Consider the following 24,182-nt stretch of genomic DNA (forward strand, 5'->3'; position numbering starts at 1 on the left):
TTCAACCATAAAACATTACAACTTTCAGGATGCACAAAATAAAGGTAGAAGATAAGGAATTTGAGATTTTTTTAGAGAATGACACTTTAAACAAAAGAATTCGTTTGCTCGGCATTCAAATTAATGTAGATTATGAAGGAAAATGCCCATTGTTTATTGGTGTATTAAATGGCAGTTTCTTGTTTATGGCCGATTTGATCAAGGAAATTGATGTACCCTGCGAAGTGGCTTTTATGCGTGTAGCCTCTTATGAAGGAACCTCAAGCAGCGGAAAGGTTAAGGAATTAATCGGTTTGCCAGAAAATATTGAGGGCAGAGATATCATCATTATTGAAGACATTGTAGATACAGGATTAACCCTCAGTCACATTATTAAAACATTAAAAGAGCAGAAACCCGCATCAATAAAAGCAAGCGCTCTTTTGCTTAAACCCAGCGCATTAAAACACGAAATTGAAGAGTTGGAATACGTTGGTTTTGAAATCCCCAATGAATTTGTGGTGGGATACGGATTGGATTATAATGGCCTTGGCAGAAACCTAACCGACATTTACAGGGCAACAGAGGGATAATTTTTAGATTGGATTAATTTATTTTTTGCACCTTTGTCCAATAATTTTTAACACAATGACCATACATAAGGAAGGCTACACCACAATAGCGATAACTATCTTACTCATCTTCGTGATCAATGCAGTAGTTGATTATAAATATTACGATATAACCTGGTTGCGCTGGTCCATTTATATCTTTTCTGCCGTTTTATTTATTATCGTATTGCAATTTTTTCGTAATCCGGGCCGTAGATTTTCATCAGGGGAAGATCTTGTTATTTGCCCTGCGGATGGGAAAGTGGTTGTAATTGAAGAAACTGAAGAAGGCGAATATTTCAAAGATAAACGCTTACAGGTTTCTATTTTTATGTCGCCTGTTAATGTTCACATCAATCGCAATCCAATTTCTGGTGTGGTTAAATTCTTCAAATATCATCCAGGGAAATACCTGGCAGCGTGGAATCCAAAATCTTCAACAGAAAATGAGCGTACCACCACCGTTGTAGAACATAAAAACGGAACGCCGGTTTTGTTTCGCCAAATTGCCGGAGCTTTAGCCCGCAGAATTGTATGGTATGTAAAAGAAGGCGATCAGGTGGTACAGGCCGAACAATTCGGATTCATTAAATTCGGATCGAGAGTAGATGTTTTTCTTCCCGTAGGGACAGAAGTTAACGTAGAACTTAATCAGGTTGTAAAGGGCGGAATAACAACGCTGGCTACTTTAAGTTAACAAGATCTATTATTAAAGATTTTAAGAAGTCGGGTTTTTGAAAACCTGACTTCTTTTTACAAACAGGTAATTTTAGTCTGTTGCATCATTCCCAATTTCCTTTTCATGATCATTGTTAAGCGGTTTATCACTAATTAATCTTTGCGTAGGGTAAGCAAAATCAGATTTATTACGCATCACAATATCCATAATCTCCAGGTTGATCTCTTGCCTGATTTTTAGGAATGCTGCGTTATTCAAAATGGTAACAAAATAAGAAATCTCAATATTCAATCCCGAATCACCAAAACTTTTAAAAGATGCATTTCCATCTATTGTTCCATCACGCTGATTGATATAGGTTTCAATTTCAGTGACAATCTTTTTAACTGAATCGGCATTGGTTTCATAGGTCAAGCCTATTGTAAAAGCAACTTTTCGTAAATTTCTCAAAGAAAGATTCTCCAGCACGCCATCAATCATCCCGCGGTTTGGGATCGTTGCTATTGTTTTTTCAGAGGTCCTGATCCTGGTGCTACGGAAACCTACTTTTTCTACTGTTCCTTCAACGCCGTCAACCTTTACCAAATCGCCCACTATAAATGGTTTATCAAGGAATATGGTAAACGATCCGATCAAGTTCTCCAGGCTTTCTTTTGCCGCCAAAGCAATCGCTATACCACCTATCCCTAAACCCGTAATCAGTGTTAAAACATTAACCTCGAACACAAAACCCAATAAAGTAAAAAAGCCGATAAAAATAATAAGCGTTTTAAAAAGCTCTTTCAAAAATGGCACCAATTGGTCATCAGCTTTATTGCGGGTAACTGATGCTTTATGCAATAAAACGTAGCTGATAAAATCTACTATTCTTAATATGATCCAGAAGAAAGAAAGGATAATTAAGAACAGAAATATCCGATCAATACAATCGCCCAGGCTTACCGGAATTAGTTCCTTAGTGTTCCCGATCAGTTTGCTATGATGAAATACCGCAACTTCCAACGGATGTTTAAGCTGGTTTATTGACAGGTAAAGCGTGGTAAAAAGAATAAAAACCTCAATCGGCTTCAGCAAAAGCGCTACAAAAGTATCGTTATGAGATTGGTTAGAGAAGTTACTAAAAAGCTTAAATAATAGTTTGCTTAATAATTTAGATACAATTTTTTTAAAAATTAGACCTAAAAAAAGTATCCCACCGAAAAGAAAATAAGCTTTTACGGTATTGCCCCAAAAAACCTGATCGAAAAATGCAGAATCTAACATATAGACAAAGGTATAAACAAAAAAACCTCCACGAAATTAATCGTGAAGGCTATATCTTATAATAAAGAATATTATTTTCTCAAAGATTTGATACGAGCAGCTTTACCAGTTAAAGCACGTAAATAGAACAATTTTGCTCTACGAACTTTACCATAGCTATTCACTTCTACTTTCTCAATGTTTGGAGAACTAAAAGGGAAAATACGCTCAACACCAACACCATTGCTAATTTTACGAACTGTGAAAGTTTCGTTTGCACCAGCACTGTTACGTTGGATTACAACACCTTGGTAAATTTGAATACGCTCTTTATTACCTTCGCGAATTTTATAGTGTACGCTCACTGTATCGCCAGACTTGAACGCAGGAAAATCTTTTTTCGCGATGGCCTGCTCTTCAACAAATTTTACTAAATCCATGATTTTAAGCTATTAAATCGATATTTCAACCCGTGAAATTCGGATTGCAATATTAGGGATTTTTTTTTAATTAAAAAAACCTTTTTTAATTTTTCCACAATCTTTTAGAAATCCACATTAAGATGCTGTAAATGCTTCTATTTCAAAAGGTATGATGCATGCAAATTGACGCTATTTTTAATAAGCCCAAGCTCAAAATATACCAACAAATTTACTCCTTTTCTATTCAGAATTTTATTCGGATAATAAAAAAGTGTAGTAGCAACTGAATCCGAAACCTGGGTGCAGCAGTTTTCAATTATGTATTCGAAATGCAAATGGTATATCATTATTCCCACAAAAACGCAAAATAAACCAGACTAGTTAATACCCGGAATATCGATCTGAATAACCGTTCCCTGATTTTTTATACTGCTGATCTCAAAATTACCGCCATAATAATTTATCCGCTTTTCAATATTTTCGAGTCCAAAGCCCTTATGAGTAGCCATCACATCAAAGCCAACTCCATCATCAGTAAATTGAAAATGATATTGCTTTTCGTACTTATAAAATTCGATGATTATCAACTTTGACTTACCGTGTTTTATGGAGTTGTTTATAATTTCCAATGCAATGAGGTATAAATCATAAATCCAATCTACATCAATTTTTTCAGGGAAATCATAACTAAAAAGCTCAATCTTTGTCCCCTCCAAACCAGCGTTCAAACTTAAAATCTGACTGTGCAAACTTGAAACGAGGGCACCATCATCAAGTGCTTTAGGAAGTATTTTATGAGATATATCTCTTATATCTTCTGCCAGTTCTTTTATTGTTTGCTGGGCAAGCCTGGTGTTTTTTAAGTCAAAAAGGTGAATAACATGTGCAATCTTACTCCCAACATTATCATGAATAATATTGGCAATATTTCTTCGCTCTCTAAGTTGTACCTCACTAATCGCTTTTATCGAGCTTTCTTTTTCAAATATGACCTGTTGCATCAGTTCGTTGTTTTTCAAAAAGATTTCAATGTAGTTTCTTGATAAAACGTATCCAAACAAAAACACTTCGTAAAGGCCAATGAATACCATCCAATTGTCACTCAGTGATTTTGGAATGATCTCGAAAGTTTTTAAAATGAGGCAAGCTCCCCAGATAAACTGCGGTAAAAAAGCAAGTAGTGCATAGATGGCCTGTGTTTTCTCTATTTTTAAATGCGTTACCGAAGCCCAGAAAAGCGTTACAATAGACATCAGGAATACAATGTAGCCCAGTATAAAAAAGTACCTGAAATCAAAATCCTTATAGAAAATCAAGAAAAGGATTGAGGTAAGAACGAACGAAAAATTTAATGCATTGAGCAGGTTAATAAATTTATATTTTTTTGGTTGATTTTCACTTAGTTTTAAAAAATAATTAAGAAAGTAACTAAGCGCAATATACCAAAGAGCTCCTGTATAAACTCTACACTCACTAAAAAATTTAAACTGCGGAAACAAAATGTGCTTGGCAAAATTGGTGGTAATTGCAGCATAAAAAACCGTCAGAACAGAATAAATAATGTAATAAATATATAACCTGTTTCTGGTCATAAGGAACAGTATGCTGTTAATCATTAACAGCAAAAAGACAATACCAATAAAAAAGGCCACTAATGCTGTTCTTTGAGATGATTTCGAGGCTAAGAAAGCCGTGTTTTCGATACTATATGAAAAATCTAAAAAGGAGGTTTGTTTTTTAACCCTAACCAAAAATTGTTTTTCTTCACCAGGCTTAAGATCCAGTTCAAATGCCAGGGTTTCAATAAAAGGACTTTGACCGTCGGTTCTATCTCCAATTGTTTTAACTATTTGATTATCGTAAAGTGTAAGGCTGTCGATATGATTGTTATTAAAACATAGCCATGCCTTTACGCTGTGAGATCTGTCGGTATTTTTAATTTTAAAGGCGCACCATACTGCCGCATATTTATTGTAGCCAATATTAACCTTGTCATTTTGTTTAAAGGAATGAAAATTTTTCTGCTTAAGATCAACCACGCTCCACGTTGAATTACTGTCAATTGCATAGGCCGACGTAACGGATAACTGCTTGTTAATTACTTGTGCATGTAAAAGATGTGATAATAGCAGAAAGCTAATGAAGTAAATTATTTTCATGAGCAAATTTGATGAGCGAGCTGCTATTACTGATTTCTAATTTTTTGTGGATGTTTTTCCGGTGGGTATCCACGGTGGTTTTGCTAATAAACAACACATCAGCAATTTCTTTACTTGTTAATCCTTTGATAATTAACTTTATGATTTCTTTCTCTTGCCTGGATATTCTGAATTTGTTGATGATTGGATTATCCATTGTACTGTAAACGCTGAGGTTTTTTTTGTAATTCTCATTCGTATAAAATTCTTTACTCTTGTTTTCTATCACATTGATCAGCTCTTCGGCGGTTGTTTCTTTTTTCAGGAAAGCGTTTATGCCCATTTTTTTTGCTTTTTGAATCAGAAATTCTTCATAATAAGCTGTAAGGATGATTGTTTTGGTATTCTTTAATTGATACTTAAGTTCCTCTAGCATAACAAACCCGTCTGAGTTGTTAATATTCAGGTCACAAATCAAAACATCGGGAGCATGATCTTTTAAGTGCAACATACAGGCATGTACATCACTAAATTTAGAGATAGAATAGTTTTTATTGGTATTCTTTAGAAGTTCTGAAATGCCATTCAAAAAAAGCAAGTGGTCGTCACAAATAACGATCTGTTTTGACATAATTTAGGGACTAAGGAAGCAGTTTCTCCTAAAATAAGGTTTAGTTTATAATTTACAAAGATTTATTCCAAAAGGTCGGGTCTGCGTGTTTTAGTTCGTTCCAATGCCTGCTCATGTCGCCATTCATTCACTTTGGCCTCGTGTCCGCTCAACAAAACATCGGGCACTTTGTGGCCACGCCAATCCGCCGGTCGGGTATAAACGGGTGCATCCAGCAGCTCTCCCTGAAAACTATCTGAAAGGGCAGAGGTTTCATCATTTAAAACACCCGGGATTAAACGAACCACCGCATCAACAACAATTGCAGCGGGTAATTCTCCACCACTTAAAACATAATCACCAACGGAGATTTCACGGGTAACGAAAATATCTCTTATACGCTGGTCGACTCCTTTATAATGCCCGCAAAGAATAATGATGTTTTTTTTAATTGATAGTTCGTTAGCCGTACTTTGGTTTAGCGTAACACCATCGGGGCTCATGAAAATGATTTCATCATATTCTCTTTCTGCCTGCAGTTTTTCGATACAGGCAGCAAAGGGCTCAATGCTCATTACCATTCCGCTGCCTCCGCCATACTGGTAATCATCTACACTTTTCTGTTTATTGGTGGCATAATCTCTCAGGTTATGAACAACAATTTCAGCAATACCTTTTTTTTGGGCACGCTGTAAAATGGAGTGAGCAAATGGACTTTCCAGTAAGGCGGGTAAAACAGTTATAATATCGAAACGCATAATGCAAAGGTAAAGCAACTTTAATGGATTACTAAATTATTTAAAGCTGATTTTAGCGCTATTTAAATTGTCCATTGATCATGGATTACCGCAACCAGGTAGTATGTACTTTCATGCTTTTTAAATACGAACCTTAAACTGGTCCAATCGAGCCCTTTATATTTATCATCAAAACCACTAAAGTAATATTCTGTAAAGTGGAGTTGAGGATAAGTTTCTTTCAAATTATTAATGGTGTTACCCTGACCGATAAAAGAATCATAACTCTTCTTTTCGGCATTTAAATAATCCGCATTGTAAACAAATCGTTCAATATAGGGCTTAACCCTGATTTTAATTGCTTCTCCACTTCCATCAAAATGTCCCCAGGTTAATATCCAATTGCGGTCAATGGCCTCTAAAAAATCTTTTGCTAAAACTTGTTTGTGCGTTGGATCAATAAATCCGTATGGAGAAAACCTTACGCCATCAATAGGGTGAAAGCACAAGGCAAAAGTATTATAATCTTTAGTTTTTAAAGCTGTTAAGGCTTTCAATGCTACTGCTTCAATAGAATCTTTTGTGGTTTTCTTTTGAATTAAAGTTTTAGAAGGTGCTTTGCTTTCTGATTGCTCATCCTGTTTGGTTTGGTTACAACCGATAAAGAGTAATACAGCTGCCAGCGCAATAAGTAAACATCTCATAAAGGCTTAACGGAAAATCAGAAAAAAGGTTTCTGGAGAACCTTATTTTTCTAAATAAATATCCAATAAGCCTTCGGGTAAATCGAGGGTTAAAATCTTTTCCTCATCATCAATTTCTATAATAAAATCTTCATTTAAAGGGAAAAGGATTTCGGTTTCCTGATGTAAAACCGTTGCTACAAATTGTTGAGGATATTCGTTCACGGCTATGATTTCGCCTAATTCACCAAGTGTTTCATCAACTGCCATAAAACCTTTCAAATCGGTGTAGAAAAACTCATCTTCATCGCGTTCCGGCATTTGGGCAACTGGCAAATAGAGTTTCTTTTTTAACAAAGATTGTGCTTTGTCGATATGATCAACATCATCGAAATTGAAATAACCGGTTTTGTTGGCCTGCAATTTCGCCGATGCCACGAAGTAGGGAACAAGCTTACCGTTCATGTCTGCAAAAACAACATCAAAATCCAACTGTTCGTACTCATCAAATTCGAAAAACACCTGGACCTCGCCTTTCAAACCTCTTGTTTTTGTAACGTAACCTATATAAAATGCTTCTTCGTGTTTCATAACGCTCCAATTCATTGTATTGTTGTCATTGCAAATCTGATTTTTCATCAGATGAAGCAACTTCTATTGTTGCACGAATGAGATTGCTTCGTGCCCCGCAATGACAGTACAGATAAAATTTCTCTTTTAAATAAAAATAGCGTTCCGGATTTCAGAACGCTATTTTTGCAACAAAATAATTAAAATTATTCTGCTCCTTCTTCTTTAGTTGCTTCTGCTGCAGGAGCCTCTTCAGTTGCTTCAGCTTCAACAGCTGGAGCTTCTTCAGTAACTTCTTCTTCAACAACCTCTTCTGCAACTGGTGCATTTTTAGCTGCGATAGCTGCTGCTCTTTCTTCTTTTTTCTTAGCTTCTGCTGCTAATGCTGCTTTACGCGCATCTGCTTTCGAAGTAGCTAAACCTTCTGTTTTACCAGAGATTTTGCCTGCTTTAGCATCTAACCAAGCCGTGAATTTCTCATCAGCCTGCTCTTGAGTTAAAGCACCTTTTTTAACACCACCTTCTAAGTGTTTTTTGTATAAAACACCTTTGTAAGAAAGGATAGCACGAGCCGTATCAGTTGGTTGTGCACCACTGTTAACCCAAGCTAAAGTTTTTTCGAAGTTAATTTCGATGGTTGCAGGATTGGTGTTTGGGTTATAAGAACCTAAACGCTCAATAAATTTACCATCACGTGGAGAGCGGGAATCCGCTACCACAACGTGGAAAAAAGGTTTACCTTTTTTACCGAATCTTTGCAATCTGATTTTAGTTGCCATTTCTTTTCGTATTTATGTATTCAACATAGTTCCCGGAGCTACATGCTGCGGGGCTGCAAAGATAACTAAAATACTGTAAATTAAAAACATAGTTTAATTTCTTTGTTTTCAGGATATTTGGCGCAAATATTTGCAGATACAATATGGAAAGAATTGCCATTGATATGGATGAGGTTATTGCCGATGCCGTTGGAAAATTTATTAAGCTTTATAACCGGGATTACAACGTTCCTTTAGATTTAAAAATAGATGCAGGGAATGAAATTTACCACCACGTTCCCAAAAACGTTAACCAAAAATGGTTCGAATACATTAATGAACCCGGCTTTTTCCGCGATTTAGAAGTAATTCCTGATAGCCAGCGCATCATTAAAGCATTGCAAGAGAAATACGATGTTTATATTGTATCCGCAGCCATGGAATTCAGAAATTCATTAATTGATAAATACGATTGGCTGGCCGAACATTTCCCTTTTATCGATTGGCAGCACATCATATTTTGCGGAAATAAAATCGTTAACGTTGATATTATTATTGATGATCGCACTAAAAATTTCGTGAATTTCCCTGGTCGCCCGCTGTTATTCACCTCTCCTCATAATTTGCTCGTAACCGAATATGAACGCGTAAACACCTGGGAAGAAGTGGCTGGCATATTGCTTTAATTTTTGAAAGTGATCGTTTAGCATTTTATCGTTTCCCGTAGCGTGGATTCGGCTAAATCTCCATACCATATTAGAGTTGACAACTTTCTTTCTAAGCGTCATTAAAGTTGTCAACGCTCAAAAAACTTGCTTCCTTTCCTTCATTAAAAAAAACTTATCGTTGCCCCGATGAGAACGCAGCGAAATGAACACTAAAAATTAAACTCTCCTACCAGGTTTCCGCCGCTGTTTCCAGCAGCCATTGGCAATACAATTATCTTTCTTTGTTGCTGGCCTGTTGCATAACGGGTATAAATTTCAGCCGTTACTGTAGTTGGCCCGCTAATGTTTATTTGCCGGTCGCCGTAATAATTTACCTCAATTTTATATTTTCCCTTTACTGCTTTTTTAATCATAAACTGTTCAGGACCATAACCAGATGTAAAATCGTTACTAATTCTGCCACCAATCTTGGTTCGGGCGTTTCCGTAATAACCTTTTTCGCCTGTAGGGTCGGTTAACCATAAATCAATATCTGTATCGTTTTTGTTCCAGTTCAACACTACCCTTACATCAACAGGCAAAGGCAGAATCAATCTTTTATCAATGTCTTTTGTACTTAATTTATTGCCGTGTTTGGTAATCAAATGATTAATCTCCGAAATAATAATTTCTTCAATACCTTGGTCGCGGTCTGCAATTTGTGAATTGTAGCTTTGTGTAAGCACTTTATACAAATTATCCAATGCTTTTTGGTACTGACCAGCATCAGCTAGTGCAAGAGCATAATCACGGTAGCTTTGTGCATCCATTGGGCGCCATTGCAAAATCTTTTGAGTGATAAAAATTTCGTCATTATAATTTCCGGTTTGTTTTAATTTATAAGCCAGGGTTTTATATAAATCGGCATTTTCCAAATCCAAATCGGCAATGTTGCTTAAAATGGTTAAAGCCCTTACACTATCTTTTTGCTGATAAAACCAGTTGGCCACATCAAAATAAAACATGGGCGTGGTCATATAATTTGGCCGTATTTTTAAGTAAGCCCGATAAGCACTATCTGGTATGCCAACTAAACTTTTCATGTACGCTTTATCACTTTTAAACTCGGGAATAATAATCGCTGGCTGTGTTTGCAAAACTCCCGCTTCACTTTTATTAACGGTCACTCCTGCAACTTTTCCCTGTAAAAAGCCGGTCGCATTACCAAGGGTTCGGGCGATATTCTGAGCACTAATTGTAGTAACCGATCCTGTTGCCATGGTTTTACGTTGAGTACCATAACCTACTATTACCACCTCGTTAAGTGCATTTTTATCTTTAGCCTTTGATTCCCGAGCTGCTACAGCAACGGGTGGAGGCATCCTTACCGCATCAACTCTTGGTGGCGTTGCATTATTAGATGTTGCGGTTTCCCTCCTTAAACCTTGGCCAGCCTGATCGGAAATCACTACATTAGCAACAGGATCTCCCTGAATTCGCTCGGGCGTAGGGTATTGCTCCTTTGTCTTTTTGGGTTCTTTAAGGTAAAAATCAGTGTTCCACCAGGTTTTTAGTTCTTTAGCCATGGCTACTGCAGCATTTATTAAATCTGTTTTACGCTCCAAAATATGATCTCTGCGTTGCTTTAAAATAGCATCGTAAGCTTGTCGCAATTCGGCAGGAGGAACAATATCATAGCGCAAATAATCATCTAAGTTTTCTAAAACAATTAAACTCGTATTTCTGGTAACGATACCGAACTGTTTGCTTAAAATACTGATGTCATCTTTATTAACCTCGTACTGAATATCCATTTCAGCAATTTTCTTTTGTGCCCAAACCCGGCTTACATCAATACTGCTCAAAGTATGTTCCGTTGCATTTAGCCGAACTGATTGTTCAGAAACCACGGTTGTCCCATAACCAAACTGTAATGTGATCTCTGTATTTAAACCATTCAAAATACCTGCAACAGATAAATGTCCATTCACATTTACAGGCATGGATGGATAAGTTTGGCGCACATCAACACCATTTTTAATACCCAGAAATTGTAAGTTTTCCTGTCCTAGTTGTTTGAAAGCATCGTTTACAGAAATAGCATTTAGGTTTATAAACTGCCCGCCTGTTTTTAAACTGATATATTTTAAAGTGCTGTAATCGGCTTTTAATGCAGTATTAATGCAATGAACAGGTTTGTTAAGTGCTATTGTGCTTTTACCGAAGGTTGATAATCCATCGCTAAAAAACATATATTCATCTGCTTTAAAAGCATGATTGTTTATGGCGCTAAAGTTTGTTCCGCCGTCATATTCCAGCCTTTCTAATTTATCTTTAAGGTTTTTCCAGTTGCCATTTGAAATGGTAAATGTTCCGGCACTTTTGAAGTTATTGTTTAACAAGCCCAGCTGAATGGTTAAATTTTGCTTTTGTTCGATGATCAGACCTAAAAGTTCAATTTCTTTTTTAATATCGCGCTGTAAGCCACTTAAAGAAACATCCCAGATCAAGCCAATTTGATTTGACCATTGCTTAGGTCTGTTTTGCATTTTAGGAAAAACATTAACCAGGAAATAATATCCGTTGGATGCTTTTTGCATCTGTATTTCTGGTAAATCGTTTCGCTTTGGCAGATTTATAATTAAACCATTTTTAGGTTGATAATTGGTTTTATTGATTTCGCCAACATAGGTATTTCCATTGGCTTTTAAAGCAAAACTACCATCAGGCTGTTCGCCTAATTCAGGTTTTAAAATACTTTCAAAAACAGTTGCTTTTAAGGAAAACCTTTCAATCGACTGGTCATAATCTAAAGGAAGATGATAGCGCAATGTGTTACCATTGTTAAAATTTAGTTCCTCTTCGTAGCCTACAATGATCGTTCTGCTTCCATTTGCTGGTAATGGATAGATTCTTGTCCGGAAGTTGTTCCCTTCAACTTTCTCCAGCAAACCCGGGTCTACGCGACGGCGTTCAATTTGCTCAAAAACTTCAGTAGCCTTTGCTTTTTCAACAGGAACCGCCTCACGCATTTTTCCATTTATATCTAAAGCATACCGGCTAATGCTCACGCCTTCGGGCATAGGAAAGGTGAGTTCACCCTCCAAAATTCGATTGCTGCTGTTATGAAAAGTCATTGTCATCAGGGTGGTGGCAATATTCCCCGTAATTTGCACATCAACACTGAGTTTCTTTAGCTTTACGGCCTGTTTTTCTATGTCGTTAGGCTGTTGAACCTTTAAAACGGGCATTTGAGCCTGGGCAAAAAATACAATTAAGAATAGAGGGATGATGAGTAAAGTTTTAGATTGTTGCATAACCTTGATTTTAAAATAGGGATGCAAAACTCATCACGATTACATAAATTTATTTTCCGACGATTTGCTGTGGAAAGAAAATAGAAGTAAAAACCCGCATAAAATAAACCCGATTGAAGTGAAAATACTTTTTACCAGGCTTGCGAAAAAGATTGCCACGGTGTTACTATTTGCAATGACGGTTTTTAGAACACAATAGAAGTTTAAAAAGATTGTAACGAAAAGCGGGGCTGAAGCAACCGATAAAAACAGAACCTTGCTTTTCAAAAAAATGTAACATTTATTTAAAAATCCGTTCTAATTATAAAAAAACTAAAACTATGTTATTAACCACAACGCCTTCCGTTGAGGGCAAAAAAATTGTAAAATATGTTGGTCTGGTTACCGGAGAGACCATTATCGGTGCAAATATTTTTAAAGATTTATTTGCCGGAATAACTGACATCGTGGGTGGGCGATCGAGCGCTTACGAGCGTGTATTAAGAGAGGGAAAAGATACTGCACTGAATGAAATGCAACAATATGCGGCCGCATTGGGCGCTAACGCCATTGTGGGTATAGATTTAGATTATGAAACGGTTGGCAGTGGAGGGAGCATGTTAATGGTTAGTGCAAATGGTACTGCCGTTATCATTGAAGATTTATAACACTTATAACAAAACGGAGGTTGAAAAACCTGTTCAGCCTCCGTTTTGTCTTCTCTTAAAACGAAAGGATATCGATTAACTTCAGCCATCTGGAGCTTACTTTTTCTGCATCAATATGCTTAATTGCCTGATCGAAAGGCGTAAATGTCATTTCGCGATTTACCTGGCCTGCCATTACGCAGCTTTCACCGTTGATTAAACCTTCAACAGCGGCAACACCTAACCTGCTTGCTAAAACCCTATCCATACAGGTGGGTTTTCCGCCGCGTTGTATATGCCCCAACACCGAAACTTTAGTGTCATAATGCGGGTATTTTTCCTGAAGTATTTCTCCGACTTTGAAAGCTCCCCCCGCATCATCTCCTTCGGCAACAATAATAATTTTTGATGCTTTATCTTTTCGGCTATGCTCCAGCTTATGTAAAATATCATCTACATTCATGTTAGCCTCAGGAATCATAATTGCCTCAGCACCTACGCCAATACCACTTCTCAAGGCTATTAACCCTGAATCACGCCCCATTACCTCTACAATAAAAAGCCTGTCGTGAGATTCGGCTGTGTCTCTAATCCGATCAACGGCATCAACAACAGTGTTTATCGCTGAATCGTAACCAATGGTAAAATCTGTGCCAGCCAGATCGTTATCTATAGTTCCTGGCAAACCAACAATTGGAAGGTCAAATTCTTTAGAAAATACATTTGCGCCCGTGAAAGTTCCATCTCCACCAATCACAATTAATGCGTCAATATCTTTATCTTTCAGGTTTTTATACGCTTTTTGCCTTCCTTCAACGGTTTTAAAAGCTTCGCTTCGGGCGGTTTTTAAAATGGTTCCGCCACGTTGGATAATGTTCGCAACAGATTTGCGATCCATGGCCATACAATCATTATTAATTAAGCCTTCATACCCGCGAATAAATCCTGTAACTTCAATATCATAATAAATTGAGGCTCTTACTACGGCCCTAATCGCGGCATTCATGCCCGGCGAATCACCGCCAGAAGTTAAAACACCAATATTTTTAATTTTATTCATTTGATTTTTTTTGAAAAGCTGCCTTTCCGCTGTCTAAAAATTTAATGTAATTTTCAGGATTATAATCCGCTCCCTGTGGTGGAACTAAAACATTTCCATCGCCATCCACAATTACATATTGAGGTTGGGAGTTACTGTTAAAGGTTGCTGCCTGAAAATCGCTCCATTTTTTTCCAATGGTATTTATATTTTTATTGCTAAAGGTAGAAACATACTGTTCCTCTAAAGGCAATTCCGTTTTATCATCTACAACAAGTTCTGCCATTACAAAATCGTTCTTTAATCTTTTGGCCACTTCCGGATCAGACCATACGTTATTTTCCATTTTGCGGCAATTTACGCAATTCCATCCTGTAAAATCGATTAAAACTGGTTTTCCTAGTTCTTTAGAAGCTTGTTTTGCCTCCTCATAATCATAATATGGATTAAAACCTTTTGGGGTCAACCGGTGAAATAGCGCAGCGTATTTTTTTTCTTTTGTTGCTGAGGAAGTTTGTGGCGTTGCTGTTATATTGTTCAAATCAAAGTCTTGCGTTGCTGTAGGTGGCAAAAACGCACTAATAGATTTCAGTGGCGCACCCCACATTCCGGGAATTAAATAAATTACCCATGCAAAAACCAGAATAGCCAGGAAAGTTCTTGGTACTGATAAATAAGGCAAATCACTGTCGTGTGAGAATTTGATTTTCCCTAAGAGATAAATTCCCATCAGCGCAAATATGGCAATCCAGATCGCCAAGAAGATTTCTCTGTCAAGTAAATTCCAGTGGTAAGCTAAATCTACGTTTGACAGGAATTTAAAAGCAAAAGCCAGTTCAATAAAACCTAAAACTACTTTTACACTATTTAACCAACCGCCAGATTTTGGAAGTGATTTTAAAAGAGATGGGAATAATGCAAACAGTGCGAAAGGAATTGCTAACGCAAAAGAAAATCCAAACATTCCAACTGCTGGCCCTAATCTATCTCCTTTTGATGCTGCATCTACCAGTAAAGTTCCAATAAGCGGACCTGTGCAGGAAAAAGAAACCAAAGCCAAACTAAAAGCCATAAAGAAAATGCCCATTAAGCCCCCTTTATCCGATTTAGCATCAATTTTATTTACAAATGCGCTTGGTAAAGTAATTTCAAAAGCACCTAAAAATGATGCTCCAAAAACCACTAGCAATAAAAAGAAAAATGAATTAAAAATGCCATTTGTTGAAAGCGCATTTAACGCATCTGAACCAAATGCTATGGTAACCAGCATGCCCAATGCAACATATATGATAATGATTGATATTCCGTAAATTATAGCCTGACCAACTGCTTTACTTTTACTCCCGGCTTTTTTGGTAAAAAAACTAACTGTGAGCGGGAGCATTGGAAATATACAAGGCATTAGAATTGCCGCAAATCCAAATAGTAAACCCTTTATAAATGTTTCCCAAAGTGTTAACTTTTCCTGATCTGCCGTTTTCGATACAGGAGGAGCTACATTCTTTTTTACTGAATCTTTTACAATGTTATTTGCAGCACTATCCTGCGCCGATCCAACTTCAGTGAAAACAATGTCATCAGGCGGGGCCGTCGTTGTAGAATCTTGCGTTACTGTAGCGTAACTTTTAACAGCAGGCAATGCTAAAAACATTGTTGCCATTAATAACAATAATAGAATCTTTTTCATTTGTGAGTTTGTGTTTAAGGCCGTGAAATTAAGAATAATTTTATAAACGCTTCGTTTATAACGCCCTGCACAGATTAGATTTTACTTTAAAAAGAAACAGTCCCAAAAATATCGGGACTGCCTGCAATCATTTTGTTATCAATTATTTAACCGGTATGCTAAACTCCACTTCTTCTGGCGGAAGACATTGTCTATCGTTACAAACCATAAACTCAACTTTACCTTTAACAGTGGCAGTGGCTTTATTCAGTTTTATTTTTTGCTGAAAAATCACTGATTTTTCAAAATAGCTGACATTCATTTTAAAAGTATCTTCATACTTAGTAATCGCTTTGGGTTCATCTGTTTTTCCCACTAAAGAAAAATCTTTTGATGGAGAAAAAGCAAAAGTGGTTTTTACCGGTCCGCCATCCTTAACATTTTGAGAATAGATATGCCATTTATCATCAATGGATGCTTTCAAATATAAAACAGCTTCGGTTTTGCTGATTTTTTTTGCAGCATAAGACCATGTTACTGGTTTCTCAATTTGAGCGAACGCAACAGCAACGGTAAATAATACCATTGATAGCGCCAGGGTAATTTTTTTCATTGTGTGTTTATTTAGTGTGTGTAAATTCTATTTCTTTAAAATTAAATGATCGCTGGCTGCCATTAATGTTCATTAATAATTTACCAGTATCATCAACTCCTGTTATTATACCTTCAAAAACCTCTCCATTTTGTTTGTAAGTTGCCGTTACACCAAAATCATATAGCTTTTCCAGGTAAATATTTTGTAAAATACTAAAATTTCCTGATTTCAAAATTAGGTAGTATTTTTCCATAAAAACGAATAATTTCTGGATAATGACGTCTAATTGAACTTCCTTTTGTAAAATTTGAATGACGGAAGTGGCCCGATGACTGATATTATCTGCGAAATCTTTCTGATTGATATTTAAACCAATGCCAATAACTGATGATTTTATAAATGCACCTGTCAGTATGTTTTCAATTAATATCCCGCCCAGTTTCCTGTCTAAATGGTATATATCATTTGGCCATTTAATTTTAATCCCTTCGGGAATGAAATGTGATAAAGTATCGCTAACAGCTAAACTAACGGCGATATTCAGATAAAACTGCTTATTTAACGGCAAAAAAGACGGCTTTAAATATACGCTCGTGCTAATGTTTTTCCCTGCCTGAGTTTGCCACACACTTCCTTGTTGTCCTCTACCAGCTATTTGATTATCTGCCATAATTACAGTTCCTTCCGGTAATGGCTCGGATTTTGACACTAATTCCTTTAAAAAGTTATTAGTAGAATCAACTTCTTTTAATTTGATTAAATTTTGACCAACAAATAGTGTCGAAAAAGTGTTATTTTGCAAGTGTTGAATTTATAATATTGTAATTCCAAAATTAAAGCATTTTAATGGTAAAAAAGAAAATAGTAGCCCTTTCTACATACCTTTCTGAGTTAGCCGTTCATGGCATACAGGAAAAAAAGGGAGAAGATATCGTGCGGTTAGATCTAACAAATATTCATACCTCTGTAGCAGATTATTTTATCATTGCTAGCGCCAACTCCGGCACACAAGTAAAAGCTATTGCCGATAGCGTAGAAAAAGAAATCTATAAAGCAACACAGGCCGATCCAAGACATAAGGAGGGTTTCGAAACTGCAGACTGGATTATTCTTGATTATTTTGATGTGGTTGTGCACATTTTTAAAACTGAAAAACGCCATTTTTATGGCATTGAAGAATTGTGGGGAGATGCAGAAAGCACAAATTATCAAAGCGCATAACCTCTGAACCATTTTGAACAATACAAATGAACGATAATCAAAATACAAACGAAAACAAGAAACCGGGAAGAAGAATACCTAATATCCCGAAAAAACCACAAAAAGCCCCTAAGTTTAATATTTTTTGGGTTTATGCTGCAATTATTGTTGCCATAATAGCTGCTCAAGTTTTATTCTCAAGTGATGGTGGTAAAAAAATTGATTATCCAGAATTTGAGAGCAAGATGCTCTTAACTGGAGATGTGGAGAAATTAGTCGCCTACAAAAGCGAAGATTTAGTAAAAGTTGAGGTTTATATTAAACCTGCGGCCTTAAAGAAACCTCAATACGAAAAATATAAAAGCACCAGTAGGTTTGCTTCAGTAAATAGCGGCCCTGTAGTTTACTTCAATGCGGGTACTATGGATGGTTTGGATAAGCAACTTGCTGAATCTCAAAGGAATCTTCCGCCCGATCAACCAAGAATACTGGCAGAAAAAGAAAGCCGAAGCAATCCGTTTCTGGGCTTATTGGTCAACATTGGTTTGCCATTGCTTTTATTAATCGGTTTCTGGATTTTTATGATGCGCCGTATGGGCGGTGGTGCTGGTGGCGGTGGCCAGATTTTCAGCATCGGAAAATCAAAAGCAACATTATTTGATAAAGAAAGCCAGGTGAACATCACATTCAACGATGTTGCAGGTTTAGAAGAAGCTAAACAAGAGGTGATGGAAATTGTGGATTTCCTTAAAAACCCTAAAAAATATACAAACCTGGGAGGTAAAATCCCTAAAGGCGCATTATTGGTTGGCTCGCCGGGAACAGGTAAAACTTTATTGGCCAAAGCAGTTGCAGGCGAAGCACAAGTACCTTTCTTCTCTTTATCGGGTTCTGATTTTGTAGAGATGTTTGTAGGTGTTGGTGCATCACGTGTAAGAGATTTATTTAAACAAGCTAAAGACAAAGCACCTTGTATTATTTTTATCGATGAGGTTGATGCAATTGGTCGTGCCCGCGGAAAAAATAGTGTAATGGGCGGAAACGATGAGCGCGAAAACACATTGAACCAATTATTGGTTGAGATGGATGGTTTTGGAACAGACTCAGGTATCATTATTCTTGCGGCAACCAACCGTCCTGATGTTTTAGATTCTGCATTATTACGCCCAGGTCGTTTTGACCGACAAATTTCTATTGATAAACCTGATTTAGTTGGCCGCGAACACATTTTCAATGTTCACTTAAAACCAATTAAAACAGCCGTAGAAGTTGATGCGAAGAAACTATCGGCACAAACCCCTGGTTTTGCAGGTGCCGAAATTGCCAATGTTTGTAATGAGGCGGCTTTAATTGCTGCCCGTAGAAACAAGGAGCAGGTTGATATGCAAGATTTTCAAGACGCTATTGATCGTGTAATTGGTGGCTTAGAGAAGAAAAATAAAATTATCTCTCCAGAAGAGAAGCGCATTGTTGCATACCATGAGGCAGGCCACGCTATTGCCGGTTGGTTCTTGGAACATGCTGACCCATTGGTTAAAGTATCCATCGTACCTCGGGGAGTAGCAGCTTTAGGTTATGCGCAATATTTACCCAAGGAGCAATTCCTGTATACCACTGAACAGTTAATTGATGGAATGTGCATGACAATGGGTGGCCGGGTTGCTGAAGATATCACATTTGGTAAAATTTCTACCGGCGCACAAAATGACTTAGAGCGCATTACCAAATTATCTTATGCAATGGTTAGTATTTACGGCATGAATGAGGCTGTTGGAAATGTTTCTTTCCATGACCCTCAAAATGAATATAATTTCAACAAACCATATTCTGAAAAAACATCAGAACTCATTGACATTGAAGTTAGAAAGCTGATTGGTGATGTATATATCAAAACTAAAGCGTTATTGATTGAAAAACGCGAAGGATTGGAAAAATTAGCCCAGAAGTTATTGGAAAAAGAAATTTTATTCCAGGCAGATTTGGAGGAAATTTTGGGTAAACGTCCTTTTGATACACGTACCACTTATGATGAATTTGTAAATGGAACCGGAGATCAAACTCCTGCTGCAGAAGGATTGGTGCATGATGGCGTTGGTGATACTGACATCAATCAGGAAGTTACAGGGTTAAATCCTGCAACAGAAAAAGAGTAATACTGGCATATGCGTTAAATTGCATATCAAAACAATTATACATAAGTTTGAAACCTTGAACCTCAAAAATTCAAGGTTTCATTTTTTTTATACAATGAAGGATAATACAACCGCGAAAGAGCAAATGCTAAAGAAGATCAGGAAAGCGCTTTTAGAAAAGCGAGAGAATCCTTATCCACATTTAGAAGAAAGCCCGCTATATAAAAAAAACACCGAAGAACTGGAAATTTTATTCGCGGAGCAATTAACAGCTATATCCGGAAATTTTATTTTTTGCGAAGACGGGATCGATTTCTTCGAAAACATGCTTCAACTTGCTGATAAATTTAAATGGCGGAAAATTTATTGCTGGGAACCAGAACTTCAGGAGTTTTTGGCGAAATACGAATTTCCATTTTATCAAACGGATAAAGATTTTGAACAAGCTGAAGTAGGCATTACACTTTGTGAGGCACTTATCGCGCGTAATGGAAGTGTAATGGTTAGCAATCAAAGTCAAGCAGGAAGAAGATTGAGCATTTTCCCTCATCATCACATCGTAATTGCCAGAACAAGCCAACTTGTTTTGGATTTAAAAGATGCATTCCAATTGCTAAAAAACAAATACGGAAATCAAATTCCATCAATGATCAGCAATATTACCGGGCCAAGCAGAACCGCCGATATTGAGAAGACACTGGTATTGGGCGCACATGGCCCTAAAGAGCTTTTTGTTTTTCTGATTGATGATTTTAGTTAAGGGGAAAGTACGGAATTAGTTTGGGTGGTTTGCTTATTTATCAGCATAATGTCCCCAAAAAGAAAGAACCAGAACAACCACTCTTTCATCTTGTATTCTGTAAACAAGCCTGTGTTTGCTGGTAATTCTTCTTGACCAAGTCAAGATTTGGTAATGTTTTAACTTTTCGGGTTTTCCAGTTCCGGAAGTTGGATGCTCTCTTAATTCGTTTAAAAGTTTATCAATTTTAATTAAAACTTTTTTATCTGCGTTTTTTTTATGCCTTTTAATATCTAGTTCTGCTTCGGGAGTAAATTCAATTGCATAACTCATAAGCCTAAAAATTCTTTTTGCTCTTCTTTAGTTAGTTTTTTTGTTTTACCATTTTCAGCTTGCGCTATGGACTTGTCAATTTTAGCATAGTAATCTTTTTCACTCAAGAATGTATTATTATTGTTCTCTTCGATTTCAAAATGAACCTTCAACTCTCGCAATAATGATTTGAGCAAAGATTTTTGCCTTTCATTTTTAGGGTAAATCGTTATACTTTCCATGATTATTAATTTTTAGCATTAAAGACTTAATCAAAATTACTAAAAATTTATTTCAAACATCTGCTTTATAAAGTGTACCCACTACTTAGCCGACATTTCTAAACTTTTTACCTTAGTTCCAGTACCATCAGATTGTTTTAGTCATAATGAAAGGAGAGGTCAGAAATCCTAATGCTCTTTATCTATTAAACCATAGCTTACAGTAAATTTTGCCTAAAAACATTTATATCTCTTTCTATCTATTCCTCTTTTCTATAAACCGTCCACAAAAGGTCATTAGAAGCTTTACTACGGTTTACCCTACCATAAGAAGTTTATCTATATTAAAAGTCTCATCATAAAAGAAATTATTATAACCGAATGAAATATCTTTATTAATTTTATATCTGTATCAATGCTGTAAGTATTTACAATAGCTTGTATTAGCTCAGGCAAGAAATATATCCAATTCGCAACCAGAACTTTAGCAACAATAAAAATAAAGCCAAACTGTTGATATCGAAAAACTTTCGGGTATTACGCACATGGCCCTAAGCGGCTTTTTGTTTTTCTGATTGATGATTTTAGTTAAAAAATTTCCATTTATGATTTATTAATCATATTTTTATACTACATACCGATTTAGTATGCGGTATTATAATTATGAGCAAAATAATAAATACTGTAATTATCGGCACAGGAAGCTATATCCCTGAGAATGTTATTTCTGGTAACGAATTCTTAAATTCTACCTTTTTCGAAAACGGAAATCCGTTAGAAAAAGAGAATGCAGAGATTATCCACAAATTCTCTGAAATCACTGAAATTGTTGAACGAAGATATGCTTGTCCGCAGCAGTTAAGTAATCACATAGGTGCAAAAGCTGCTGAAAAAGCAATAGAAAATGCTGGAATAGATAAGGAAACTTTAGACTATATCATCTTCTGTCATAATTTTGGAGATATTCCATTAGGAAGCAATCGAATAGATGTACTGCCTGCGCTTGCGGCAAAGGTAAAACAAGAACTTGGGATCTTAAATGCTGATTGCGTGGCTTACGACATCATTTTTGGTTGTCCGGGATGGGTTCAGGGATCTATCCAGGCAGATTATTATATTAAAAGTGGCGATGCTAAACGCGTATTAGTCATCGGAGCGGAAACACTGAGCAGAATTATCGATCCACATGATCGTGACAGTATGATTTTTTCTGATGGTGCAGGAGCTGTAATTTTTGAAGCAAAGGAAGAGCTGGAGCAAAAGAGGGGAATATTAGCACACAAAACAGAAACCCATGCTGTAAATTATGGCAACTTATTAACCATGGGAAAGGGCTCTCACCCCGATGAAACCAGTGGAAATTTCTATTTAAAAATGAACGGCCGTAAGCTTTATGAGTTTGCAGTGGTTCAGGTACCACAGGTAATTAAGAAAGCGATAGATAAGGCGGGATTAAGCGTTGAAGACGTGAATATTGTGTTTGTTCACCAGGCCAACGGGAAAATGGACACCGCAATTATGAAGCGTTTATTTAAGCTTTATGGCAAAGATGCCGTTCCTGAAAACTTAGTGCCTATGACCATTTCATGGCTGGGAAACAGTTCCGTTGCAACTGTACCAACTTTGCTCGATTTAGTTTTGAAAGAACAGGTTAAAGGATATAAAGTTAAAGCAGGTGATGTAGCTGTTTTTGCATCAGTAGGGGCAGGAATGCATATTAATGCCTTTGTGTATCGGTTTTAATTAAGCCTCCTCAAACCCGCTTTCGCCTGATTTTCGATACTGCTTTCATATTCGTGATTTTTCATCGCTATTGCCATATTAAAGGCCTCTTTTGCTTTTGTGGCATTCTTGCGCCTTTCATACACTTTGCCCATTTGTAAAGCTGCGTTTGCAGCAAAATAATACTTCAGGTTTTTCCCTTGATTTATGGTGGTTTGATAAGCAGCCAAAGCCTGATCATCTTTCCCTAAATCATCATAAATTCTGCCCAGGCGATAATTAAATTCGGTTTTATCCTTATCAGTTGAAAAATCTGTTGTTTTCTGATCATCCAATGCCTGTAAAGCTTTTGTTAAATAGCCCCCATCATACAACAACCTTGCCTTTAATAAATCGACCAGAGGAACTGGTCCGGCAGCTTCATTTTTTGCTTGTTTATCTTTCTCGTTGTAAGTGTAGCCATTATTTATTGCTTTAGCAGCATAAGCGGTGTAGCCGGCTTTATCTCCTTTTAAAAGTAATATCCAGCCCAAATGCAAATTGGCATCTTTTATATAATTTACCCCCTTGTTAGTTTGTAAAAACCGATTAAAATAACTTGCCGCATTCAAATCCAGCTTGTTTAAATGAGCGATGCCCTCTAAATAATCCAGATAAGGAAAGGGTTGGTATGTACCTCCTTCAGGTTTTTTAGCCAAAATTGAAATTGCTTCATCATTATGGGCATTTTTGATACACACGTAACTCTGTAAATAACTTTTTAACAAGCTCGTATCGGCAATTCGCTCGGTGTATTTCATCGTTTTAGCGTAGGCTGACGCGCTATGGGCAACATCGGTAAGCACATAAGCATAATAAAAAACCACTTCTTCATAAAAAGGTTCGTATGAGGATTTTGGAAGATTTTCTGCGAGTTTCTCAAACATATTTAAGCCATTTTGCAAATTGCCTTTTATGCCAAAAGCTGATAAGGTACTCTTTAACGTACCATCAGGAAGATTGCCTAAAACAGCATTAATCAATCCCAGTCCTTTCATATTAAGGTGAAAGTTTGGAAATTTTTTAGCGTTATCCTGTAAAAGCCCGTTGGCTTTTTTAATCTCCATGGCTGCATTGAAATATTCTCCAAAACGGCCCCGAATCAATGCCCATTGTAAATTAATTTCAGCCTGAGCGTAAAGATAATAGGGAGAATTTCTATCGTTATCATCACTTATCTGATCTAACCGGGCTGATTTATTCGCTTTCAATTTGTCAAAATCAGCTTTGCTTTCAGAAGTTAAAATGGTAAAATAGTCTACATAATTTTCTAATAAGGGTATAATGGAATTATTAGGTCTTTGCTTTTTTTCTGTTGCAATATAAGCCCTTGCATTGCCTAGTTTTAACTCAAAAATACTCCGGTATGCATTTAAGCAATTGGCGTTAAAATCAAAGTTAGCAAATAAGGAAAGTGGAAATATAAAGAATATAGAAAGTATAAAAAAACGCAGACATTTAATCATCAGGAATGGCTTTACTATTTTTGGCGCTGTTG

At 36.6% G+C, this 24,182-nt stretch carries 24 protein-coding genes; 8 read left to right on the plus strand and 16 right to left on the minus strand.

Annotated elements, in window-relative coordinates:
- Window positions 1-29 precede the first annotated feature (29 nt).
- The gene (hpt, locus tag DU508_RS06000; RefSeq protein ID WP_115401940.1) at window positions 30-572 is read left to right on the plus strand and encodes a hypoxanthine phosphoribosyltransferase; all 543 of its coding nucleotides are present in this window, start codon (window positions 30-32) and stop codon (window positions 570-572) included.
- A gap of 55 nt (window positions 573-627) precedes the next feature.
- Window positions 628-1,287: a phosphatidylserine decarboxylase family protein gene (locus DU508_RS06005; protein ID WP_115401941.1), complete on the plus strand. Its 660-nt coding sequence runs from the start codon at window positions 628-630 to the stop codon at window positions 1,285-1,287.
- A gap of 72 nt (window positions 1,288-1,359) precedes the next feature.
- Here the strand turns inward: DU508_RS06005 and DU508_RS06010 are convergent, their stop codons facing one another.
- From DU508_RS06010 to DU508_RS06050, 8 genes are all read right to left on the minus strand, one after another.
- Entirely contained in the window at window positions 1,360-2,532 is a 1,173-nt protein-coding gene (locus DU508_RS06010; RefSeq protein ID WP_115401942.1) for a mechanosensitive ion channel family protein, read from the minus strand.
- Window positions 2,533-2,603: 71 nt separating this feature from the next.
- On the minus strand, window positions 2,604-2,951 hold the full coding sequence (gene rplS / locus DU508_RS06015) for a 50S ribosomal protein L19 (RefSeq protein ID WP_047799728.1): 348 nt from the start codon (window positions 2,949-2,951) through the stop codon (window positions 2,604-2,606).
- 359 nt (window positions 2,952-3,310) lie between these two features.
- A complete protein-coding gene (locus DU508_RS06025) occupies window positions 3,311-5,092 on the minus strand; it encodes a sensor histidine kinase (protein WP_115401944.1) in 1,782 nt (593 codons plus the stop codon).
- Window positions 5,070-5,702, minus strand: coding sequence for a response regulator transcription factor (locus DU508_RS06030; protein WP_115401945.1), 633 nt, complete (start codon window positions 5,700-5,702; stop codon window positions 5,070-5,072). Before DU508_RS06030 ends, DU508_RS06025 begins: the two co-directional genes overlap by 23 nt.
- 62 nt (window positions 5,703-5,764) lie before the next feature.
- Entirely contained in the window at window positions 5,765-6,439 is a 675-nt protein-coding gene (trmD, locus tag DU508_RS06035; RefSeq protein ID WP_115401946.1) for a tRNA (guanosine(37)-N1)-methyltransferase TrmD, read from the minus strand.
- 62 nt (window positions 6,440-6,501) lie between these two features.
- Window positions 6,502-7,122 (minus strand): hypothetical protein, encoded by a 621-nt coding sequence (locus DU508_RS06040; protein WP_115401947.1) that lies wholly within the window; start codon window positions 7,120-7,122, stop codon window positions 6,502-6,504.
- A 42-nt stretch (window positions 7,123-7,164) separates the two neighbouring features.
- The gene (gene rimM, locus DU508_RS06045; protein ID WP_115401948.1) at window positions 7,165-7,692 is read right to left on the minus strand and encodes a ribosome maturation factor RimM; all 528 of its coding nucleotides are present in this window, start codon (window positions 7,690-7,692) and stop codon (window positions 7,165-7,167) included.
- 185 nt (window positions 7,693-7,877) lie between these two features.
- On the minus strand, window positions 7,878-8,450 hold the full coding sequence (locus DU508_RS06050) for a 30S ribosomal protein S16 (RefSeq protein ID WP_115401949.1): 573 nt from the start codon (window positions 8,448-8,450) through the stop codon (window positions 7,878-7,880).
- Between the two features lie 143 nt (window positions 8,451-8,593).
- Between DU508_RS06050 and DU508_RS06055 the strand changes: the two genes are divergently transcribed.
- A complete protein-coding gene (locus DU508_RS06055; protein ID WP_233509402.1) occupies window positions 8,594-9,115 on the plus strand; it encodes a 5' nucleotidase, NT5C type in 522 nt (173 codons plus the stop codon).
- A gap of 191 nt (window positions 9,116-9,306) precedes the next feature.
- Here the strand turns inward: DU508_RS06055 and DU508_RS06060 are convergent, their stop codons facing one another.
- Complete coding sequence (locus DU508_RS06060) at window positions 9,307-12,393, minus strand: VIT domain-containing protein (protein WP_115401950.1); 3,087 nt, start codon at window positions 12,391-12,393, stop codon at window positions 9,307-9,309.
- Window positions 12,394-12,713: 320 nt separating this feature from the next.
- Here DU508_RS06060 and DU508_RS06065 point away from each other — a divergent pair, with 320 nt between their 5' ends.
- Complete coding sequence (locus DU508_RS06065; RefSeq protein ID WP_115401951.1) at window positions 12,714-13,040, plus strand: heavy metal-binding domain-containing protein; 327 nt, start codon at window positions 12,714-12,716, stop codon at window positions 13,038-13,040.
- Window positions 13,041-13,095: 55 nt separating this feature from the next.
- Here the strand turns inward: DU508_RS06065 and pfkA are convergent, their stop codons facing one another.
- The 4 genes from pfkA to DU508_RS06085 all read right to left on the minus strand — a co-directional run bounded on the left by pfkA (window position 13,096) and on the right by DU508_RS06085 (window position 17,121).
- Window positions 13,096-14,079 (minus strand): 6-phosphofructokinase, encoded by a 984-nt coding sequence (pfkA, locus tag DU508_RS06070; protein WP_115401952.1) that lies wholly within the window; start codon window positions 14,077-14,079, stop codon window positions 13,096-13,098.
- Window positions 14,072-15,745 (minus strand): protein-disulfide reductase DsbD family protein, encoded by a 1,674-nt coding sequence (locus DU508_RS06075; protein WP_115401953.1) that lies wholly within the window; start codon window positions 15,743-15,745, stop codon window positions 14,072-14,074. The genes pfkA and DU508_RS06075 overlap by 8 nt, the downstream gene beginning before the upstream one ends.
- Window positions 15,746-15,887: 142 nt before the next feature.
- Window positions 15,888-16,337 (minus strand): protein-disulfide reductase DsbD domain-containing protein, encoded by a 450-nt coding sequence (locus tag DU508_RS06080; RefSeq protein WP_115401954.1) that lies wholly within the window; start codon window positions 16,335-16,337, stop codon window positions 15,888-15,890.
- Window positions 16,338-16,344: 7 nt separating this feature from the next.
- Window positions 16,345-17,121 (minus strand): biotin--[acetyl-CoA-carboxylase] ligase, encoded by a 777-nt coding sequence (locus DU508_RS06085; RefSeq protein ID WP_115401955.1) that lies wholly within the window; start codon window positions 17,119-17,121, stop codon window positions 16,345-16,347.
- Between the two features lie 44 nt (window positions 17,122-17,165).
- Here DU508_RS06085 and rsfS point away from each other — a divergent pair, with 44 nt between their 5' ends.
- The 3 genes from rsfS (at window position 17,166) to DU508_RS06100 (ending at window position 20,411) form a co-directional block, all read left to right on the plus strand.
- Entirely contained in the window at window positions 17,166-17,540 is a 375-nt protein-coding gene (gene rsfS, locus DU508_RS06090; RefSeq protein ID WP_115401956.1) for a ribosome silencing factor, read from the plus strand.
- Between the two features lie 26 nt (window positions 17,541-17,566).
- On the plus strand, window positions 17,567-19,672 hold the full coding sequence (gene ftsH, locus DU508_RS06095; RefSeq protein ID WP_115401957.1) for an ATP-dependent zinc metalloprotease FtsH: 2,106 nt from the start codon (window positions 17,567-17,569) through the stop codon (window positions 19,670-19,672).
- Window positions 19,673-19,766: 94 nt separating this feature from the next.
- The gene (locus tag DU508_RS06100) at window positions 19,767-20,411 is read left to right on the plus strand and encodes a LutC/YkgG family protein (protein ID WP_115401958.1); all 645 of its coding nucleotides are present in this window, start codon (window positions 19,767-19,769) and stop codon (window positions 20,409-20,411) included.
- A gap of 33 nt (window positions 20,412-20,444) precedes the next feature.
- Here DU508_RS06100 and DU508_RS06105 read toward each other — a convergent pair whose 3' ends face one another.
- Entirely contained in the window at window positions 20,445-20,723 is a 279-nt protein-coding gene (locus DU508_RS06105; protein ID WP_115401959.1) for a Txe/YoeB family addiction module toxin, read from the minus strand.
- Entirely contained in the window at window positions 20,720-20,944 is a 225-nt protein-coding gene (locus tag DU508_RS06110; protein WP_115401960.1) for a DUF2683 family protein, read from the minus strand. Before DU508_RS06110 ends, DU508_RS06105 begins: the two co-directional genes overlap by 4 nt.
- Window positions 20,945-21,586: 642 nt before the next feature.
- Between DU508_RS06110 and DU508_RS06115 the strand changes: the two genes are divergently transcribed.
- The gene (locus DU508_RS06115) at window positions 21,587-22,666 is read left to right on the plus strand and encodes a 3-oxoacyl-ACP synthase III family protein (protein WP_115401961.1); all 1,080 of its coding nucleotides are present in this window, start codon (window positions 21,587-21,589) and stop codon (window positions 22,664-22,666) included.
- Here DU508_RS06115 and DU508_RS06120 read toward each other — a convergent pair.
- Window positions 22,663-24,150, minus strand: a complete 1,488-nt coding sequence (locus tag DU508_RS06120) for a YfgM family protein (protein WP_115401962.1) — start codon at window positions 24,148-24,150, stop codon at window positions 22,663-22,665. The genes DU508_RS06115 and DU508_RS06120 overlap by 4 nt on opposite strands.
- Window positions 24,151-24,182 lie beyond the last annotated feature (32 nt).

Source organism: Pedobacter chinensis (assembly GCF_003339865.1).
In the GTDB taxonomy this organism is placed as follows: domain Bacteria; phylum Bacteroidota; class Bacteroidia; order Sphingobacteriales; family Sphingobacteriaceae; genus Pedobacter; species Pedobacter chinensis.

What these genes read in the sequence shown, in the direction of transcription:
- hpt (WP_115401940.1), top strand. Translation starts at nt 30, where the DNA reads ATGCACAAAATAAAGGTAGAAGATAAGGAATTTGAGATTTTTTTAGAG.
- DU508_RS06005 (WP_115401941.1), top strand. Translation starts at nt 628, where the DNA reads ATGACCATACATAAGGAAGGCTACACCACAATAGCGATAACTATCTTA.
- DU508_RS06010 (WP_115401942.1), bottom strand. Translation starts at nt 2,532, where the DNA reads ATGTTAGATTCTGCATTTTTCGATCAGGTTTTTTGGGGCAATACCGTA.
- rplS (WP_047799728.1), bottom strand. Translation starts at nt 2,951, where the DNA reads ATGGATTTAGTAAAATTTGTTGAAGAGCAGGCCATCGCGAAAAAAGAT.
- DU508_RS06025 (WP_115401944.1), bottom strand. Translation starts at nt 5,092, where the DNA reads ATGAAAATAATTTACTTCATTAGCTTTCTGCTATTATCACATCTTTTA.
- DU508_RS06030 (WP_115401945.1), bottom strand. Translation starts at nt 5,702, where the DNA reads ATGTCAAAACAGATCGTTATTTGTGACGACCACTTGCTTTTTTTGAAT.
- trmD (WP_115401946.1), bottom strand. Translation starts at nt 6,439, where the DNA reads ATGCGTTTCGATATTATAACTGTTTTACCCGCCTTACTGGAAAGTCCA.
- DU508_RS06040 (WP_115401947.1), bottom strand. Translation starts at nt 7,122, where the DNA reads ATGAGATGTTTACTTATTGCGCTGGCAGCTGTATTACTCTTTATCGGT.
- rimM (WP_115401948.1), bottom strand. Translation starts at nt 7,692, where the DNA reads ATGAAACACGAAGAAGCATTTTATATAGGTTACGTTACAAAAACAAGA.
- DU508_RS06050 (WP_115401949.1), bottom strand. Translation starts at nt 8,450, where the DNA reads ATGGCAACTAAAATCAGATTGCAAAGATTCGGTAAAAAAGGTAAACCT.
- DU508_RS06055 (WP_233509402.1), top strand. Translation starts at nt 8,594, where the DNA reads ATGGAAAGAATTGCCATTGATATGGATGAGGTTATTGCCGATGCCGTT.
- DU508_RS06060 (WP_115401950.1), bottom strand. Translation starts at nt 12,393, where the DNA reads ATGCAACAATCTAAAACTTTACTCATCATCCCTCTATTCTTAATTGTA.
- DU508_RS06065 (WP_115401951.1), top strand. Translation starts at nt 12,714, where the DNA reads ATGTTATTAACCACAACGCCTTCCGTTGAGGGCAAAAAAATTGTAAAA.
- pfkA (WP_115401952.1), bottom strand. Translation starts at nt 14,079, where the DNA reads ATGAATAAAATTAAAAATATTGGTGTTTTAACTTCTGGCGGTGATTCG.
- DU508_RS06075 (WP_115401953.1), bottom strand. Translation starts at nt 15,745, where the DNA reads ATGAAAAAGATTCTATTATTGTTATTAATGGCAACAATGTTTTTAGCA.
- DU508_RS06080 (WP_115401954.1), bottom strand. Translation starts at nt 16,337, where the DNA reads ATGAAAAAAATTACCCTGGCGCTATCAATGGTATTATTTACCGTTGCT.
- rsfS (WP_115401956.1), top strand. Translation starts at nt 17,166, where the DNA reads ATGGTAAAAAAGAAAATAGTAGCCCTTTCTACATACCTTTCTGAGTTA.
- ftsH (WP_115401957.1), top strand. Translation starts at nt 17,567, where the DNA reads ATGAACGATAATCAAAATACAAACGAAAACAAGAAACCGGGAAGAAGA.
- DU508_RS06100 (WP_115401958.1), top strand. Translation starts at nt 19,767, where the DNA reads ATGAAGGATAATACAACCGCGAAAGAGCAAATGCTAAAGAAGATCAGG.
- DU508_RS06105 (WP_115401959.1), bottom strand. Translation starts at nt 20,723, where the DNA reads ATGAGTTATGCAATTGAATTTACTCCCGAAGCAGAACTAGATATTAAA.
- DU508_RS06110 (WP_115401960.1), bottom strand. Translation starts at nt 20,944, where the DNA reads ATGGAAAGTATAACGATTTACCCTAAAAATGAAAGGCAAAAATCTTTG.
- DU508_RS06115 (WP_115401961.1), top strand. Translation starts at nt 21,587, where the DNA reads ATGAGCAAAATAATAAATACTGTAATTATCGGCACAGGAAGCTATATC.
- DU508_RS06120 (WP_115401962.1), bottom strand. Translation starts at nt 24,150, where the DNA reads ATGATTAAATGTCTGCGTTTTTTTATACTTTCTATATTCTTTATATTT.